Origin of the sequence: Streptomyces sp. GS7 (genome assembly GCF_009834125.1) — a bacterium.
Lineage (GTDB): Bacteria > Actinomycetota > Actinomycetes > Streptomycetales > Streptomycetaceae > Streptomyces.
On record NZ_CP047146.1, the window covers coordinates 8,780,257 to 8,795,716 of the forward strand.

21 protein-coding genes and 1 tRNA gene are annotated in these 15,460 nt (G+C 65.8%); 19 read left to right on the plus strand and 3 right to left on the minus strand.

The annotated features are described in order from the left end of the window. Positions 1-19 precede the first annotated feature (19 nt). Positions 20-655: a uracil phosphoribosyltransferase gene (gene upp / locus GR130_RS38245; RefSeq protein WP_159509106.1), complete on the minus strand. Its 636-nt coding sequence runs from the start codon at positions 653-655 to the stop codon at positions 20-22. A gap of 216 nt (positions 656-871) precedes the next feature. Between upp and GR130_RS38250 the strand changes: the two genes are divergently transcribed. The 5 genes from GR130_RS38250 to GR130_RS38270 all read left to right on the plus strand — a co-directional run bounded on the left by GR130_RS38250 (position 872) and on the right by GR130_RS38270 (position 4,746). Continuing rightward, complete coding sequence (locus tag GR130_RS38250; protein WP_159510501.1) at positions 872-1,393, plus strand: tRNA adenosine deaminase-associated protein; 522 nt, start codon at positions 872-874, stop codon at positions 1,391-1,393. A 93-nt stretch (positions 1,394-1,486) separates the two neighbouring features. Continuing rightward, complete coding sequence (gene tadA, locus GR130_RS38255; RefSeq protein WP_159509108.1) at positions 1,487-1,987, plus strand: tRNA adenosine(34) deaminase TadA; 501 nt, start codon at positions 1,487-1,489, stop codon at positions 1,985-1,987. Positions 1,988-2,070: 83 nt separating this feature from the next. Continuing rightward, a tRNA-Ser gene (locus tag GR130_RS38260) sits at positions 2,071-2,155 on the plus strand. A 106-nt stretch (positions 2,156-2,261) separates the two neighbouring features. Beyond that, positions 2,262-3,482 carry a tyrosine-type recombinase/integrase gene (locus GR130_RS38265; protein ID WP_159509110.1) on the plus strand — a complete coding sequence of 407 codons (1,221 nt, stop codon included), beginning with the start codon at positions 2,262-2,264 and terminating at the stop codon, positions 3,480-3,482. Between the two features lie 292 nt (positions 3,483-3,774). Next, entirely contained in the window at positions 3,775-4,746 is a 972-nt protein-coding gene (locus tag GR130_RS38270) for an MBL fold metallo-hydrolase (protein ID WP_159509112.1), read from the plus strand. Here GR130_RS38270 and GR130_RS38275 read toward each other — a convergent pair. Next, entirely contained in the window at positions 4,737-5,591 is an 855-nt protein-coding gene (locus GR130_RS38275) for an MmyB family transcriptional regulator (RefSeq protein WP_159509114.1), read from the minus strand. The genes GR130_RS38270 and GR130_RS38275 overlap by 10 nt on opposite strands. A 284-nt stretch (positions 5,592-5,875) precedes the next feature. On the opposite strand from GR130_RS38275, the gene fabG reads away from it, so the two are divergent. Continuing rightward, entirely contained in the window at positions 5,876-6,580 is a 705-nt protein-coding gene (gene fabG, locus GR130_RS38280; RefSeq protein ID WP_159509116.1) for a 3-oxoacyl-ACP reductase FabG, read from the plus strand. 11 nt (positions 6,581-6,591) lie between these two features. On the opposite strand, the gene GR130_RS38285 is transcribed toward fabG, so the two are convergent. Continuing rightward, a complete protein-coding gene (locus tag GR130_RS38285) occupies positions 6,592-7,047 on the minus strand; it encodes a helix-turn-helix transcriptional regulator (protein WP_159509118.1) in 456 nt (151 codons plus the stop codon). Positions 7,048-7,390: 343 nt separating this feature from the next. Between GR130_RS38285 and GR130_RS38290 the strand changes: the two genes are divergently transcribed. From GR130_RS38290 to GR130_RS38350, 13 genes are all read left to right on the plus strand, one after another. Continuing rightward, entirely contained in the window at positions 7,391-7,774 is a 384-nt protein-coding gene (locus tag GR130_RS38290) for a hypothetical protein (RefSeq protein WP_159509120.1), read from the plus strand. Between the two features lie 61 nt (positions 7,775-7,835). Next, positions 7,836-8,150, plus strand: coding sequence for a hypothetical protein (locus GR130_RS38295; protein WP_159509122.1), 315 nt, complete (start codon positions 7,836-7,838; stop codon positions 8,148-8,150). Further along, entirely contained in the window at positions 8,150-8,542 is a 393-nt protein-coding gene (locus GR130_RS42155) for a WhiB family transcriptional regulator (protein WP_159509124.1), read from the plus strand. Before GR130_RS38295 ends, GR130_RS42155 begins: the two co-directional genes overlap by 1 nt. Before the next feature lie 77 nt (positions 8,543-8,619). Further along, positions 8,620-8,979, plus strand: a complete 360-nt coding sequence (locus GR130_RS38305; RefSeq protein WP_159509126.1) for a hypothetical protein — start codon at positions 8,620-8,622, stop codon at positions 8,977-8,979. 497 nt (positions 8,980-9,476) lie between these two features. Next, complete coding sequence (locus tag GR130_RS38310; RefSeq protein ID WP_159509128.1) at positions 9,477-9,761, plus strand: hypothetical protein; 285 nt, start codon at positions 9,477-9,479, stop codon at positions 9,759-9,761. Between the two features lie 2 nt (positions 9,762-9,763). Beyond that, positions 9,764-10,483, plus strand: coding sequence for an ATP-binding protein (locus tag GR130_RS38315; protein ID WP_159509130.1), 720 nt, complete (start codon positions 9,764-9,766; stop codon positions 10,481-10,483). Further along, the gene (locus GR130_RS38320) at positions 10,480-10,845 is read left to right on the plus strand and encodes a DUF4326 domain-containing protein (protein ID WP_268977952.1); all 366 of its coding nucleotides are present in this window, start codon (positions 10,480-10,482) and stop codon (positions 10,843-10,845) included. Before GR130_RS38315 ends, GR130_RS38320 begins: the two co-directional genes overlap by 4 nt. Continuing rightward, on the plus strand, positions 10,842-11,261 hold the full coding sequence (locus tag GR130_RS38325; RefSeq protein ID WP_159509132.1) for a DUF6195 family protein: 420 nt from the start codon (positions 10,842-10,844) through the stop codon (positions 11,259-11,261). Before GR130_RS38320 ends, GR130_RS38325 begins: the two co-directional genes overlap by 4 nt. 65 nt (positions 11,262-11,326) lie before the next feature. Continuing rightward, entirely contained in the window at positions 11,327-12,367 is a 1,041-nt protein-coding gene (locus GR130_RS38330) for a DUF2637 domain-containing protein (RefSeq protein ID WP_443043792.1), read from the plus strand. 87 nt (positions 12,368-12,454) lie between these two features. Then, a complete protein-coding gene (locus GR130_RS38335) occupies positions 12,455-13,024 on the plus strand; it encodes a hypothetical protein (protein ID WP_236573857.1) in 570 nt (189 codons plus the stop codon). A 909-nt stretch (positions 13,025-13,933) separates the two neighbouring features. Then, positions 13,934-14,083 carry a hypothetical protein gene (locus tag GR130_RS41220; protein ID WP_236573858.1) on the plus strand — a complete coding sequence of 50 codons (150 nt, stop codon included), beginning with the start codon at positions 13,934-13,936 and terminating at the stop codon, positions 14,081-14,083. A 10-nt stretch (positions 14,084-14,093) separates the two neighbouring features. Next, on the plus strand, positions 14,094-15,068 hold the full coding sequence (locus tag GR130_RS38345) for a C40 family peptidase (protein ID WP_159509138.1): 975 nt from the start codon (positions 14,094-14,096) through the stop codon (positions 15,066-15,068). Positions 15,069-15,118: 50 nt separating this feature from the next. After that, the gene (locus GR130_RS38350) at positions 15,119-15,457 is read left to right on the plus strand and encodes a hypothetical protein (protein ID WP_159509140.1); all 339 of its coding nucleotides are present in this window, start codon (positions 15,119-15,121) and stop codon (positions 15,455-15,457) included. Positions 15,458-15,460 lie beyond the last annotated feature (3 nt).

The window sequence follows — 15,460 nt, forward strand, 5'->3', positions numbered from 1 at the left end:
GGCCCTTGAAACGGGGTGCTCAGTCGGCCGTGCCGTACATCCGGTCACCCGCGTCGCCCAGGCCCGGGACGATGTAGCGGTCGGCGTTCAGCCGCTCGTCGACGGCGGCGGTGACCACCGTCACCGGCGCCCCGGCCAGCTCCCGCTCCATGACCTCGACGCCCTCCGGCGCGGCCAGCAGGCAGATCGCGGTGACATCGTCCGCACCGCGCTTGATCAGCTCCCGGATCGCCGCGACCAGCGTGCCGCCGGTGGCCAGCATCGGGTCGACGACGTACACCTGCCGCCCCGACAGGTCGTCGGGCATCCGCGTCGCGTACGTGTGGGCCTCGTACGTCTCCTCGTTGCGGACCATGCCCATGAAGCCGACCTCGGCGGTGGGCAGCAGCCGGACCATGCCGTCCAGCATGCCCAGACCGGCCCGCAGGATCGGGACGACCATGGGCCGCGGGTGGGACAGCCGCACGCCGGTGGTCGCCGTCACCGGGGTCTCGATGTCGACCTGCTCGGTGCGCACATCACGGGTGGCCTCGTAGGCGAGCAGGGTGACCAGCTCGTCGGCGAGCCGCCGGAAGGTCGGGGAGTCGGTGCGCTTGTCGCGCAGAGTGGTGAGTTTGTGCGCCACCAGCGGGTGGTCGACGACGTGGATCCGCATGACATCGACAGTAACCGAGCCGGAAGGCCCCAGCGCCCGCCGTGCGCCCGCGGGAATCCGGCACGTGAGCGACATCTCTCACAACGTCCGCACGACGCAGCGCTGAAGACGGCGCGCGAAGGCGATGTTTCTGCCACGATTCCGAAGGGGCGGGACCATGGCGTGCAGCGCCGCCCCGCCCAGCCCGGCACGCCTATGACCAGTGGGAGAGTCACGGTGTACTTCGCCGCACTGCTCGCGCGCACCGAAGACGGGTGGGAAGCGAGCGATACGGAGCTCGACAATGTGGAAACGCTGACCGATCTGGCCGACCTGGCCCGAGAGGCGGCGATCGACGACAACACGGTGGTGGCCCTCATCGAGCAGGAGGACGCCTGGTTCGGCGTCGTCCGGGTGGACGGCGAGGAGGACCCGCGGGTCTTCGTCTCCAACGCCGCCATCGCCAGCAGAAGCTCATACGGTGCGATGCTGACCGACGAACTCCTCGGCCGCGAGGACGACGCGGCCGACGAACTCGACAGCCTCGACCTGGACGGTACGGAGGACGGCGAACCCGAAGCGAACAACGACGTTGATGACGACGACGAGGTCGCGGCGGTGCGCGGCCCACTCGGCGACACCGGGCTGCTGAGCGACCTCGGCGTCTCCGAGAAGGAACTGCTCGCCCTCGACGGCGACGCGCTCGGCGAGATCGCCGACGCCCTGGGCTGCACGGACCTCCTGGAAGCCGTGCGCTGAGCCCCTCCCCCAGCCACCGCTGGGGGAAGCCCCCGCCGGGCCCACGCTCCGCCCCTGGGCCCGGCCCCCGGCCACGTCCACGACACTGGGGACATGACCGTCCCCCCATCCGCCCCTCTGCCCTCCGCCACGCCCGACCCGCTGCGCGACCCCTGGATCGCGCCGATGCGCCAGGCGCTCGCGGAGGCCACCCGCGCCCCCGGGACCGGTGACGTCCCGGTGGGCGCCGTCGTGCTGTCCGCCGACGGCACGGTCCTGGGCACCGGCCACAACGAACGCGAGGCCACCGGCGACCCCACCGCCCACGCCGAAGTCCTCGCCCTGCGGGCCGCCGCGGAGGCCGTCGGAGAGTGGCGGCTGACCGGCTGCACCCTCGTCGTCACCCTCGAACCGTGCACGATGTGCGCCGGCGCGATCGTCCTCTCCCGCGTCGACCGCGTCGTCTACGGCGCCCGCGACGCCAAGGCCGGCGCCGTCGGCTCCCTCTGGGACGTCGTCCGCGACCGCCGCCTCAACCACCGCCCCGAGGTCATCACCGGCGTCCTCGAACCCGACTGCGCCGCGCTCCTCACCGCGTTCTTCCGCGACCGCTGACCCCCGCTCCGCCGACCCCGCTCCGGCCCGCTCCCCGCAATCCGATTTCGGCACATGGCCCCCCGTGGGCTAAGCTCTCTCTCGGTAGCGTGTCCGAGCGGCCGAAGGAGCTCGCCTCGAAAGCGAGTGTGGCGCAAGTCACCGAGGGTTCAAATCCCTCCGCTACCGCTCACGAAAACCGCCTCTGACCTGCGAAAACAGGTCGGGGGCGGTTTTGCGTTGGCCTTTTGTCCACACGCCGTCCACACGGGACCTCCTTCTACGCTCTTTCGCCATGGCATCAATCAAGACCCGAGCACGCGCCAACGGCGAGTTCAGCTACACCGTCGTCTGGCGAGAAGGCGGCAAGCGCGACGACCCCGAGCGGGGTGAGACCTTCGACGACGAGACGTCAGCGAAACGATTCTGCGACCTCGTCAACGGTCACGGACAGCGAACTCCGCCCGGTTGGGTGAAGGGCGTTGGCTTCGTAGAGGAGCCCGAACCGGAGGTGGCCCCAACAGAGTTGTTCGAGGCGTACGCGAGCCGCTACATCGACCTCCTGACCGGCATTCAGTCGGGCACCCGGTCCAACTACCGGAAGATGCTCGAACGGCACCTGGAGCCCTGGTTCGCGGGGCTGTCAGTGCGCCAGGGCCCCGGTGGTATCGGGCAAGACGAGATCAAGCAGTGGGTGAACGACCTTGAGGCCGGCAGGCCGGGTCCGCATCACCCACCCACGATCAAGCGAAAGCCCTTCGCAGCCAAGACAATCAGAAACCTTCACGGCCTGCTGTACGGCATCCTTCAAGCGACCGTGACCGCTGAGCCCCCGCTTCGTTCCACGAACCCCTGCGTGCATACTCGGCTTCCCGAGGACAGCAGCATTGCGGACGAGCAGGTGTTTCTAGAGCGTGAGGAGTACGTCATCCTCCGTTCCTGCATGGACAGTGACTCCGTGGACCTCATCGACGCCTTGGCCGGCACGGGGTTGCGGTGGAGCGAGCTAACCGCGCTCCAGCCAAGGGACTTGACCCTGCATGGGGCTCGTCCCACCTTGCGCGTACAGCGCGCGTGGAAGCGGATTGACGGCGGCAAGGAGATGGGGCCGCCGAAGACGAAGAAGAGTCGGCGAACCATAGTGCTGTCGCCGTACCTGGTGGAACTGTTCAAGCGCAGGTGTAAGGGGAAGGACCCCCAGGATCACGTATTCACCGCTCCCGAGGGTGGCCCCTGGGACTCGGGAGGGTTCTATCACGCCCGATGGAAGCCGGCCCTGGACACAGCAGCCAAAGCAGGTCTGACCAAGCGCCCCCGCATCCACGACTTGCGTCACTCGCACGCGTCATGGCTCATAGCGCGCAAGGTTCCGCTGCCTGCAATTCAGGCGCGTTTGGGCCATGAGTCGATCACCACCACGGTAGATCGGTACGGACATCTTCTCGCCGAGCTGGATGCCGACATCATCGCGGCTGTCGAGTGGAGCATGACCCCGGCTGCATCGCTCGCCGCTTGACTCAGCCTTCGCGCGTTTGCCTTCCCTGTACGTGTAGAGAGGGCAAACGCGCGAGGATGCCCGCTTGGTCTTGCCTACGTGTCGGACTGGGCAAGGAACGGCCGGAAGTCGCAGGCAACACAGCCTGGTACGTCCAGTACACACCCGGCGACGGAGACCGCTACCGCGGTTCAGCTCAGAAAGTGCGGGACGTCGCCGAGTTCTGGCGGCACGCTGGAAAGCTCATGAAGCGGTTTACGGCGAAGTCCAAGTGAGTTTCACTTTCCCCGCTGGCTGAACGATGATCGGGCCCATGAATGGTCGCAGCCAGACTCGCATGGTTCCCGGTGACCTGCGGACGCAGGAACTCGCTCCGGGAGTATTTGCCTTCATCCAGGCAGATGGGTCCTGGGGGTGGTCCAACGCTGGCTTGGTCGCCGACGCAGGGGACGCACTGCTTGTCGATACCTTCTTCACCCTCTCTCAGACCCGACGCCTCTTGGCTGCGGTCTCCGCCGCCGCGCCTGGAGCGCGAGTAACGACCATCGTGAACACGCATCTCAACGGTGATCACTGCCATGGGAACCAGCTGGTAGACGGAGCGCGGACGATCACCTCGGCGTGCGCAGCATCCGAGATCGAGCACGAACTCTCGCCAGCCACTTACCAGTGGCTTCAGAACCACCCGCCAGAAGGAGTCGCTGGTCGGTACATGACACGGCATTTCGCCGGGTTCGACTTCTCCGGCATCGAGCTGTCGCCACCGACCACGACGTTCAGCGATCGACTCACACTTCAGGTGGGCCGGATCACCGTCAACCTCATGGAACTCGGGCCGGCTCACACCGACGGGGACGTGGCGGTGCACATCCCGGAGGCAGGGGTCGTGTTCTGCGGCGATCTCCTCTTCCAGGGAGATCATCCGGTGGTGTGGTCGGGGCCTCTTCTGGGCTGGGCGGACGCCTGCGATGCTCTCCTGGCAACTGCGGCCACCGCCTTCGTCCCCGGGCACGGCCCGGTTGTGGGCCGCGAAGAGGTCGCGCGATTCGGCGAGTACCTGCGCGACCTTCACGGACAGGCATCCGAGGCGGCGGATGCGGGACTTCCTGTGGAGGAAGCAGCAGCTCAGCTGTCGCTGGATGCCTACGGCGCTCTCGGGCTGCCGGAGCGAGTCCTAACCGCGGTCGCGGCGGTCTACCGCGAGCGCGGGCTCCCCGCCCCGGCAACTCCCCTCGAACTGCTGGGCCCGGTGGCTCAGCTCGCCGAGAAGCTCTCTCACTCCTGACCCGTTTCTTGGGGCAGGAGCGTGATGAAACGCATCGTCATGTTGCCCATCGGAGCCAGCGCCATGATCTTCACCGGCATGACCCGATTCGAGTTGGGCAGGCGGATGCCCCGCACGTGGCCGTCGGGATGGTGGATCGCCTCGTTCTCCGCCCAGAGCTCACGTGCCACTGGGTTTCCCGACAGCAGATCGTCCTTGAGGACGTGGAGTCCCTCGTGGTCCGGATACATCGCCAAGGCGACGCGCACCTGAGCGAGGAAGGGCCTGGCCCAGCCCTCCTTCCAGGGCACCAACTGCTGCTGAGCCTCGGGGTAGAGGAAAGCGAGGCGCATCATGTTGCGCTCGTAGGGCAGCCACGGGAACCAGTCGTCAAGCGCCGGATTGTTGGCGACGATGTCCCAGCAGAGGTTGGACAGGTAGGCCGGGTACGGCGCCATCTGGTCCAGCATGAGCTGCATATCCGGTTCGACCTTGTCGGCCTCGGACAGCTGCGGACGCTGCGGCGGAGCCTGCCCTTTCGCCAGCTGGAACAAGACGGCCTGCTCGGTCTCCGAGAGCCTCAGCGTCATCGCCAGACGCAGGAGGAACCGATCCGAAAAATCGTGTCTGGTTCCCTTCTCCAACGCCCTGTACCAGGTGAGGCCGACACCCGTTAGGTGAGCCACCTCGGCTTGGGTTAGTCCCGGCTTGAGACGCCGACGTTGCGTGTCGACACCGGCGATGCGGCGGGGATCGAGGCGCTCCCGCCAGAAAACCAGCAATTTGCCCAGTTCGTCCGGTCCACCGTCAACGACATTGGGACGTTGCTCACACTCTTGCACTGCGTTCCTCAGTATTTCCGTCATCTGCCGGTTGACCGCGAAGCCCCGATCTCCCGCGATCTAACAGTCGATGCCGGGCAGCCACCTCACGTATGGGCAGGTCACACGCGATATCCGACCCATGGGGTGGATGTTTGGAGGTCTAGACCTCCAGGCGGCGCCGCCAGAGTTCTTCCAGCCTTCAACCTTCGTCGCTACGACTGTCATCACTCCGACTGACGACAGTAGGCGCACATGATGTGGAACGTCGAACTGAGAGTCATATCTGGTTCATGAGTTTGCTCACGACCTGCGGAGGTTGATCATCTATGTCCCGTTCCGTCCTCGTCACCGGAGGAAACCGCGGCATCGGCCTGGCCATTGCTCGCGTCTTCGCTGAAGCAGGTGACAAGGTCGCCATCACCTACCGGTCGGGCGAGCCGCCGGCGGGGTTCTTGGCCGTGAAGTGCGACATCACGGACGCCGAGCAGGTCGAGCAGGCGTACAAGGAGATCGAGGAGAAGCACGGTCCGGTCGAGGTGTTGGTGTCCAACGCCGGCATCACCCGTGACCAGCTGCTGATGCGGATGTCCGAGGAGGACTTCAGCGCGGTCCTGGACACCAACCTGACCGCGGCCTACCGCGTGGCAAAGCGCGCCAGCCGCGGCATGCTGCGCATGCGGCGCGGGCGCCTGATCTTCGTCGCCAGCGCCGTCAGCATGCTCGGTCAGGCCGGCCAGGCGAACTACGCAGCGAGCAAGGCCGGACTCATCGGCTTCGCCCGTTCCCTTGCCCGCGAACTGGGAAGCCGCGGGATCACGAGCAACGTGGTCTCCCCCGGGACGACGGAGACCGACATGGTCGCCGCTCTCACCCCCGAGCAGATCGACGCGATGGTCCAGCACGCCCCTCTCAAGCGCATGGCTCGACCGGAGGAGATCGCAGCGGCTGTGGCGTTCCTGGCCTCCGATGAGGCCGGCTACATCACCGGCGCGGTGCTTCCCGTCGATGGCGGCGTCGGCATGGGGCACTGAGCCCCTCCGGTCTACTTCCCTCGCTTGCCCTCGAACCGCTCGCGCCAGCGGACCTCTGTCACCGCTCGGGCTCGCGCGAGCCGTTCGAGGGGCACCTCGTAGAGCGCGGAGAGGACGACTCCCCACTCATCGCGCAGGGCCCCGGTGCCCTGCTCCATCTCTGAGACGTCGGAGGATTGGACCTCCAGCGCATCAGCCACGTCCTCCTGCCGGAGCCCAGCTCGCGTCCGGAGGGTGGCCAGGTCGGCCTCGTCCGCGAGCGGGACGAGGAGGCGCTTCTTCGGGACTGCGAGGACGTCCGCCAGGGCGGCAAACAGCCTGGGGCTTGGCGCCCCTCGCCCGTTCTCCCAGCGCCCAACGGTGCCGGGAGTGGAGCCGATGGCCTTGGCGACGTCGGCCGCTGACAGCCCGGCGGCGAGCCGGACCTCTTTGAGCTTGGCGGGGTCGAAGTCCTCAACGCTCTTCACCGTCACAGTGTGCCAAACGCTCGGTTACTCTCCCGACAAAGATCAAGAGAAGGAAATGATGGGTCGCAAATGATGCTACGATGATGTTGCTGCGCTGGCGAGGATTCTCGTCAGAGTGGCGTGTTCTCGGCGACGCCGAGAAGAGTCCGGCCCGCTGGCTGAAGCGGGAACTTCGTGCCAGCGGGCCGGACTTGGGAGGAACCTCCCAGGAAATCAGTGCAGACCGCAGCGGGCATAGGAAACCTCGCGGTCGCGCACCGGGCCGGTGGCGGCGGAGCATCGCTCCGTCGTCACCCGATCGGCAAGCGGACATCAGCCTGCTTGCTCAAGGAGTGATTGTCTCATGGGACACCCCGCAGGGGCACCTATCGCGGGAACAGCCAACTACGGCGACCTCGAAAAGCTCGCCGTAGTTCTTCGGCTGATCACGAACGGCGGGGAGCTTGACACTCTGCTGCGCAAGCTCGACACCACTTTGCACGTGGGCTATGAGGAGGCCGCGCGCCGGCTTCAGATACCAGAATTCTGGTTGCGAAAGCGCATCAACTCGCTCCCTCATCGAAAGATGGGGAAGCACGTCGTTTTCGCAGACGATGATCTCAGGGCTATTTCCGCAATGCACGCCGTGCGGCCTGGAGAAAGAGCTAATTCGGCCAATGCCGCGCACGGCACGGCGATTGCGACGCTGACGCCTTCGCAGCGTTCCCGGCCGCGATCCCGCGCGTAGAGCAAGCCCAGGAATAGCCGCGCCTCTGTGCGCTCCTCTGTGACCCTCCAGGAGCAATCCGATGACACCTGACGTCGTCTTTGAAGAGCTTCCCCCGTCTCCCCGCATCACGCCAACCGCGAACCCCCGGCACACGGAAATCGTTAAGCAGCTCAAGGCCCGACCCAATGAGTGGGCCCGAATTCAAGAACGCGATAAGCCGGGAGACGCCGCCGGGGTCGCTTATCAGATACGAAAGGGCATTCTCTCCGCCTTTCGTCCGGCTGGCCATTTTGAGGCTAAATCCAGGACAGTGAACGATACGTTCTGCGTGTACGCGCGCTATGTCGGACCCGCTACGAACACCCTCCTCGATCCGGAATCGGACCATATCTGATGGCGCCGGAAATAGAAGAGGCCGCAGAATCCGCACTCCACGGGAACTGGGCTCCGCTCCTCGATGCAGCAAGAGAGGCTCCGGGTAAACACTGGGCCGAGGACGCCCGATGCGCAGGACGGGATATCAACCTGTTCTTCCCGGGTTCGGATACGCCCTGGATTTCCCCAGACGAAGTGCGGCACACGTACGGACTGCTGCTGAATCGCCCCTTGAACCTGTGCGCTGACTGCCCACTGGCTGTGGCAGCACGATGCCTTGTGGAGGCACTGCGACAGGACGCCAGGTACGGAATCCGTGGCGGGCTTCTGGCCTCGGATCGATCCGCACTCCACCACGCCTGGAAGCAGCGGCACCAGCAAACCGACACAAACAAGCTACGGGCTGCGTAGGTCGGTTCCCGAAACCCCCTCTCTCACCAGAGAACCATTCTTTCGCAAGGAGTTCCTTGCGCATCCCGGAGTTCCCCATGACTTACGACACTCCACCGGCGGCGCCCTTTCCTATGCTCGTCGGCACGATAGGAGCTTTGGTTCCCACCACGGCGCTTGTCCGCATCTTTCCTCCCGCCCGAGCTGTTACCCACTTCTATTGCGACGAATTCCTCCGAGTCTGGGTGCGACCGGATGTCGAACGTGAGGTCACTCGCCGCATCAAAAAGCACTTCACCGGCATTGCGGACTGGCGACACGCTCACGATTTTCACGTCTCAACAGGGCGCCTCTACCTGACGCCTGAGCCTTACCAGCGCGGTTATGTGCCAGAGGACGATGGAACTTTTGGAACGGACCCTCAGCGGCTCGTCGCCGTGGCTGGTGGTGCTCAGTGAGCACGATTGCGACGGATGCGGTTTGGACCTCCTCTCAATCCAAGAGAGGTGCACGTCTCGTGATGCTGGCATTGGCGCGTGAGGCAGACACTCAGGGCAGTGCGTCTCTGTCCCTGGAGGACATTGCAGAACTCACGGGCCTGACTTCTCGGACGGTAAAACACTGCCTTGATGAGCTTTACAAGCTGCGCGAGTTGACGCACACGCCCGGTGGGGGCCGGGGCAACCGCAACTGCTACCGCATACTCCTTGGCCCCTGCACCGAGACGGATTCCCGCTCTGAAGCGGGAAGCGATTTCATGGAATCCCCTTCCGTAAGTGGGAAGTCGGAGCGTGAAAGCGGGAAGTCTCTTCCGAGAAAGGGGGAAGTCCCGTCCTCGCGTGCGGGTGTTAATACTCCCGTAGGGAGTATTAACACCTCCAAGCAAGCTAGCTCGCCTAGTTCCTGTTCTGAGTCGGTTGCTGTGCCGGATTCCGCTAAGGCGGTCGTCACGGCCATGACGAAGGCGGGGATGCTCGTCGGTTGGCGGCTCACTGAGGCCGAATGGGCTCGGGTAACAGCTCTCTCGGCCCGCTGGGGCGTGGATCAGCTTGTCGAGTTCATCGCGCGGCGGTGGGATCCTTCCCGGCCGCCCAAGTCTGCCCGCTACCTGCTGCGCATCTGGGCGGATCTCCCCTCACAGGCCCCCGTCGATGGGACAGGCAACGTCGTCCCGCTCCGGCGCGACGGCTGGAAGCCCTTCCGGAGTCCGGACACGAGCGCCTACCAGAACGGTTTTTGATCATGGCAAAGCCTGAACTTGCGGGCCACGCCCGGACCATGCAGGCGCTGGAGCGCATCATCGCCTCAAAGGGCATCCGGCTCGCTCCGCCCCTGGACGAAGAGGATCACAGCCACTCAGGTGCCCAGGCTTGGCGCCACGAAGCACGCGCTTCCTACGCGCTGAACCGCTGGAGGGCGGCTACGCCGCCCCGCTTTCAGGACGCCCAGACCACGATCCCGGAGGTTGCGGCATGGGCGGACACGACGCTCGCCGAACCCGGCTCCGCCGGAGCCCTGTTGCTGACGGGGTTGACCGGAACGGGCAAGACGCACGAGGCGTATGGGGCACTTCGGCGCATCGCCGCTGGTGGCCCCGACCGCTACGAGCTGGTTGCCATGAACAGCGCGGACATGTACGGCCATCTGCGGCCGACCAAGGAGGTTGGCGCTATGGAGGATCGGTTGCGTCGCCTTTCCCAGGTTCAGTACCTCCTCCTCGACGACCTTGGGACAACCAAGGTCAGCGAATGGACTGAGGAGATCACGTACCGCTTGATCAATCACAGGTACAACCACTGTCTCCCGACCATCATCACCTCGAATCTGCCGGCCCGTGACGCTAACGGCCCGGACCTCACGGACTTCGTAGGAGACCGGGTCGCCAGCAGGCTGGCGGAGATGGTGAGCACACTCGTACCGATGGTCGGTGTTGATCGTCGGCGAGGGCGGGGGGCGGCGTGATCCCGACCCGCCTTCGCGGTTCCGCCCGCACGGCCGCCTCCGCTCCGCGACGCTGCGTCTACGTGGGCCACGGGACCCGGTACGAGAACCCGTTCACGCCGGGCGATCCGAGCCCGAGTTCACCTGGTCAGCAGATGACGGCAGAGGAGGCTGTGAACCTCTTCGCAGCCATGCTCCGAGGGCCGATCGGACGCTACTACGCCGCCCGGTTCGCCACCGTCCTGCGCGGACTCGACCTGGTGTGCACCTGCCCCTTGAACACGCCGTGCCACGCCGACGTGCTTCTTTGTCTCGCCAACGGTTCCGTCAGTCGTCGCGATGCACGCGGCTCCACCTGCTCATTGGAAGGACCACCCCGATGACCCACCCGATCATGCTCGCTGCGGCCGATGAGCTCACCACCGCCGAGGGACGGCGGATCGCTGAACGGGATAGCCGGTGGCGGTCCTGGGGGCCGAGGTCCGTGACTGCGGGGGCTGCGTACGCCCGCGTGGTGCTCGGCGCTGAGGCTGCGACGCTCGAATGGGAGGTGCTGGGGCTCCTGCCTTTCGAAGGGCACCTGCAAGCCGTCGCGGTGCTCGACACGGTCGGCGGTCAGCGTATGGAGCTGTACTACAGCGGTGAGGGGGACGTGGAGCGGCTCATGCTGCGTGTGTCGTGCGCGTCTTGCCCATCTCAGATGGTGGAGGAGGTGACCTCGCTGGAGGGGCTGGGCCAGTTGCTGTCCCAGACGCCGGCCTGGAAGGTCATCGCCCCGCGGACGGGCGGTGAGGTCTGATGTCACGCGAGCGGATACGTCCCGTCGCCCCCGAGGCACGGATGACGGGGTGGGACTACGGAGCGGTGGTCATCTTGGCCAGCGTCGGCTTCATCCTCTCCTACGACGCGCTACGTCAGGTCGCCGTTGCCATCCACGTTCGTCCGCTGCTCTCCTACCTGTTTCCGGTCGTGGTCGACGGCTTCATCGCCTATGGAGTAAGGGCGATTCTTCTCCTGCGGGACCGCCCTTTCGGGGCCCGGCTCTACGCCTGGATCCTGTTCTTCGTCGCGACCGGAGCGAGCCTTTGGGCGAACGCTCTGCACGCGATCACGCTCAACCGCAGGCTCCCCTCCGGACCGTCCGCTCTGCACTTGGCGGACAGCATCGTTGGGGTCCTTTCGACTCTCGCGCCGCTCGCCCTGGCGGGCTCAGTGCACCTCTGGATCATCATGGCGCGGACGGCCGACTCGTCCGTCCCGGACCAGTGCACGCGCCGTCCGGGACCGGTCCGGAGTGATACCGCGCGCCATGAGGTGGTGCGAACGGATAGTGAGAAGAGCGCGCTCAGGGCGAGCCACGAACTGCCTCCGCAACCTGGTCCATCCGCTGCGGACGGACCGAAAGAGACCCCTGCGGACAAGCAGAAGCCACCCGCCAGCAAGGCTTCTGCCCCCGCCGCACCCTGCCATGGCGAAGAGGAAAGCGCACCGTCAACCGTCCGGAACGGTGCTCCGTCCGGACCGAACGGACCGGGTCGTCCCGAGCCTCAAACCACGCCGGACAGCAACCCGATTTCCACCCCGTCAGGCGGGAGGGAATCGGCGCGCTCGGAAGACGGGAGCAACCTCGCGGCTTACCAAGACTTGTCCGTCCCGGACGGCAGCGATGCCCCTCGGGACAGGGAGCCCGTGGACGAGTGGATGAAGGAACTTCTGCCGATCGCCCGGGAGGCGTCACGCGTCGCGGGACGCATCAGCCGATCCGCGGTCCAGGACGCGGTACGTGCCCGGCAACCCATCAGCAACGATCGGCTCGGCGAACTGCTCGCCCAGCTCAGGCAAGAGGAAGAGGAGGCGCAGGCGCGGACGCTGGTACCCGCCAGCCCCGGCAGGGCGCTTTGGTGATCTGATCGACGAATGGCTCCCTGGCGGTCGCTGCGTCGGAACGTCCCAGCGCAGCGACCGTACTGGGCCCAGAAGGAAGGGAAAGCCGTGCGGCGACGGCGAGACAACATGACGATCGAGGCTGCCCGGTACGAGGCTGAGCAGGCGGCAACGCTGCTCGACCAGCACCTCCAGGCCGGCGGCTCCTTGCACCCGGTGCCCGCTCCCGGTCTGGCCCTGGACGACGGTGAGACGGCGTACGCGAACGCGGCCTGTGGGGTTGCCCGCTGGTATGCCGCGGACGTGATCCATCCGCCGAGGGCCGGGTACTACGAGGACCACCCCAGCTTCGGGCGCCGGTGGGTACCCAACCCCCGTCTGGACGCCCGGCGTCGACAGCAGGCTGAGGCTGAGGCCCAAGCATGCTGGCGTGACCACTGCCATGGGCGTGTCGTGCTGACGTCTGATGGCTTCCGCATCTTGCCGGACCAGACATCGACCTGGCTCCCGTTCGACCACGCACTCCTGACCGGCATCACGGTGGCACCCGCACGACACGAACTGACCGTGTCCTACAGCGTATGCGCCCCGGTCCTGCTGTCGGGGCTAGCGGTTCCCTGGCTCGCGGTCGCCCTCCCGTTCCTCTCCCCTGCGACGCCCGTCTACCTGGAGAACTGAATTCAGGAAGCCAATTCCCGGAAAAAAATTCCCACTTATCCAGATGGGAGTTTTTCCGGAGCCCCTGCCACGATTTCCGTACGGCCAACGCCTTGGCGTTCTAACGGCCGTGCGGTTTTCGTATACCCGGAAATACAGGGGAGCACGACTTCATGCGTTCACGCACCACACCATCCCGGCTGGCAGCCACCATAGTGGCCGCCGGGGTGGTGGGCACCCTGCCCTGAGCCCCTGCTGCGGGTGCGGCCGACAAGTATGGTCCTGGCTTTCAGATCCCAGATTCTGAGGGGCACGCCGCCCTGCCGTCGCCAGCAGACCCCGGCCAACGCCGGTAACAGCCCGCAGGAGTAGTCCCCCCAGCTCTCCTGCGAAGGGGTGTTGCGGCCCTTTCCTGCCCTGGGCCGCAACACCCACTCCCTCGTCTGATCTTCACTGCACCAAGGTCGTGGTTCCCTTATGTCTCCCTCCATCCGCTTCATACCTATATCTGCGACAATAGGTGTTTCGGCTTCCCTTGCCGTGTTGTCGTCCGGCTGCTCCAGCTCGACCGGCGAACACTCACCGACCACAGGTTCCCGCCCTCACTCGGTCTCCGCAGGCATCAGCGAGTCGGCCACGCCGACCACGGCGAACCCCGTCGCAGCCCCGAGCACAGCTCTTCCGGCCGATGTTGAGAGCACGGCTCGGGCCTTCACCACGGCTTACGCACAGCACGATGCACGCGACGGTAAGGACCTGTCGTACGCCGAGGCCGGTACCCGAGCCGCCCGCTTCGCCACTGGTGAGCTGACGGACGTCCTGGCCCAAAAGCGCCCCGGCCAGGACGTGCTTTGGACGGCTCTTCGGTCACAACAGGCCAGGCAGTCGGCTCGGATTACGTCTGTCGTCGTGCCGGACGGCGCTCCCACCGTGACCTCCTCCACCGCGCTCGTACGGGTCGGCTACATCGTCACGACGACCCCGACATCCGGGCCCGTACAAAGCAGCAACGAGCAGCTCGCGCTCCGGCTGGAGCACACCGCCAGCGGCTGGCGTGTCGCTGCGCTGCCGTGGGCCTGACGGGGTTCCGATGAAGAACGTACGTCTAGTCCTCGGCCTGGTTACAGCCATGGCCATCAGTGGCGTCGTGCTGATGATGACTTTTGGCGGTGCGGATAGCGCCAAGGCCCAAGAGACAGGCTTCGGCGGCGGCATCGCGCCGGACGCTCCGGTGCCCGGGTGGCTCCGGACTCTCATCAATAAGAACGCCGGCAAATGCCCGCAGGTCACGGCCTCGATTCTGGCTGCGCAGTTGTACACCGAATCCAACTTCAACCCGAGGGCCAAGAGCCCCGTGGGGGCGCTGGGGATCGCTCAGTTCATGCCCTCGACCTGGGCTCAGTACGGAGTCGATGGCGACAATGATGGAGTCAAAGACGTCTTCAACCCGGCTGACGCCGTGGCCGCTCAGGCCGCCTACGACTGCGCCCTGGCCGGGGAAGTGAAGTCCGTTCCTGGCGATTCCACGGACCTCATGCTTGCTGCGTACAACGCCGGCGGCGGCGCCGTGATCAAATACCGCGGCATTCCGCCCTACGCGGAGACCCGCAGCTACGTAAAGGCGATCCGCGACCTGGCCGCGAAGTGGGGATCGGCGGTGAACCCCAACGTGCCCGCGGGCAAGGGTGCTGCGACTGCCATCGCCGCTGCGCGGACGGCGTTGGGGACCTGGTACCAGTGGGGTGGCGACTGCATATCGCCGTACAAGGGGCAGAGCGGCTGCGACTGCTCTTCGCTGACCAAGATGGCCTGGAGCCATGCCGGGGTGAATCTCCCCCGTGTCACGTACGACCAGGTCCACTCCGGGACCGCTGTCCACGCGGTTAGCCAACTCCAGCCGGGTGACCTGCTATTTAGCGTGCCCGGCTCCTCCGGGCCGGAACACGTCGGCATGTACATCGGCAATGGCGAGGTCATCGAGGCGCCGCACACCGGGGCTCAGGTGCGGATCAAGCCCTTGAGCTATTGGACGCCGCAGATCATCGCGATGCGCCACGTTGGCTAACCCCTCCCGATTCCCAAACATCAATTCACTCTGCACCAAAGGTAATTCACATGCACACTCTGATTTCTGCTGCCACTGACCCGTCGCTGCACTCCATTCTTGCGGCCGGGATTGACACGGTGTCCGGGGTCAAGCCGGACTGGGGCCCCTTCGGCAAGTTGGGCGGCACGGCGAAGGTCCTGCTCGGCGTTATCGCGGCTGTCGTGCTGGTGGCCGGGGTCGCCGCATTCCTCGTCGGCGTCGGCAAGAGTAAGGGCTGGTTCGGCGAGGGCCACTCCACAATGGACAGCTCTCGTGGCAAGGGAATGATGGTCGGGGGCTTGACCTGCATCTTCCTTGTCGCCTCTCTCGGGACGATCCTCGCCATCGTCTACGGCATGGGTGTGTGACCC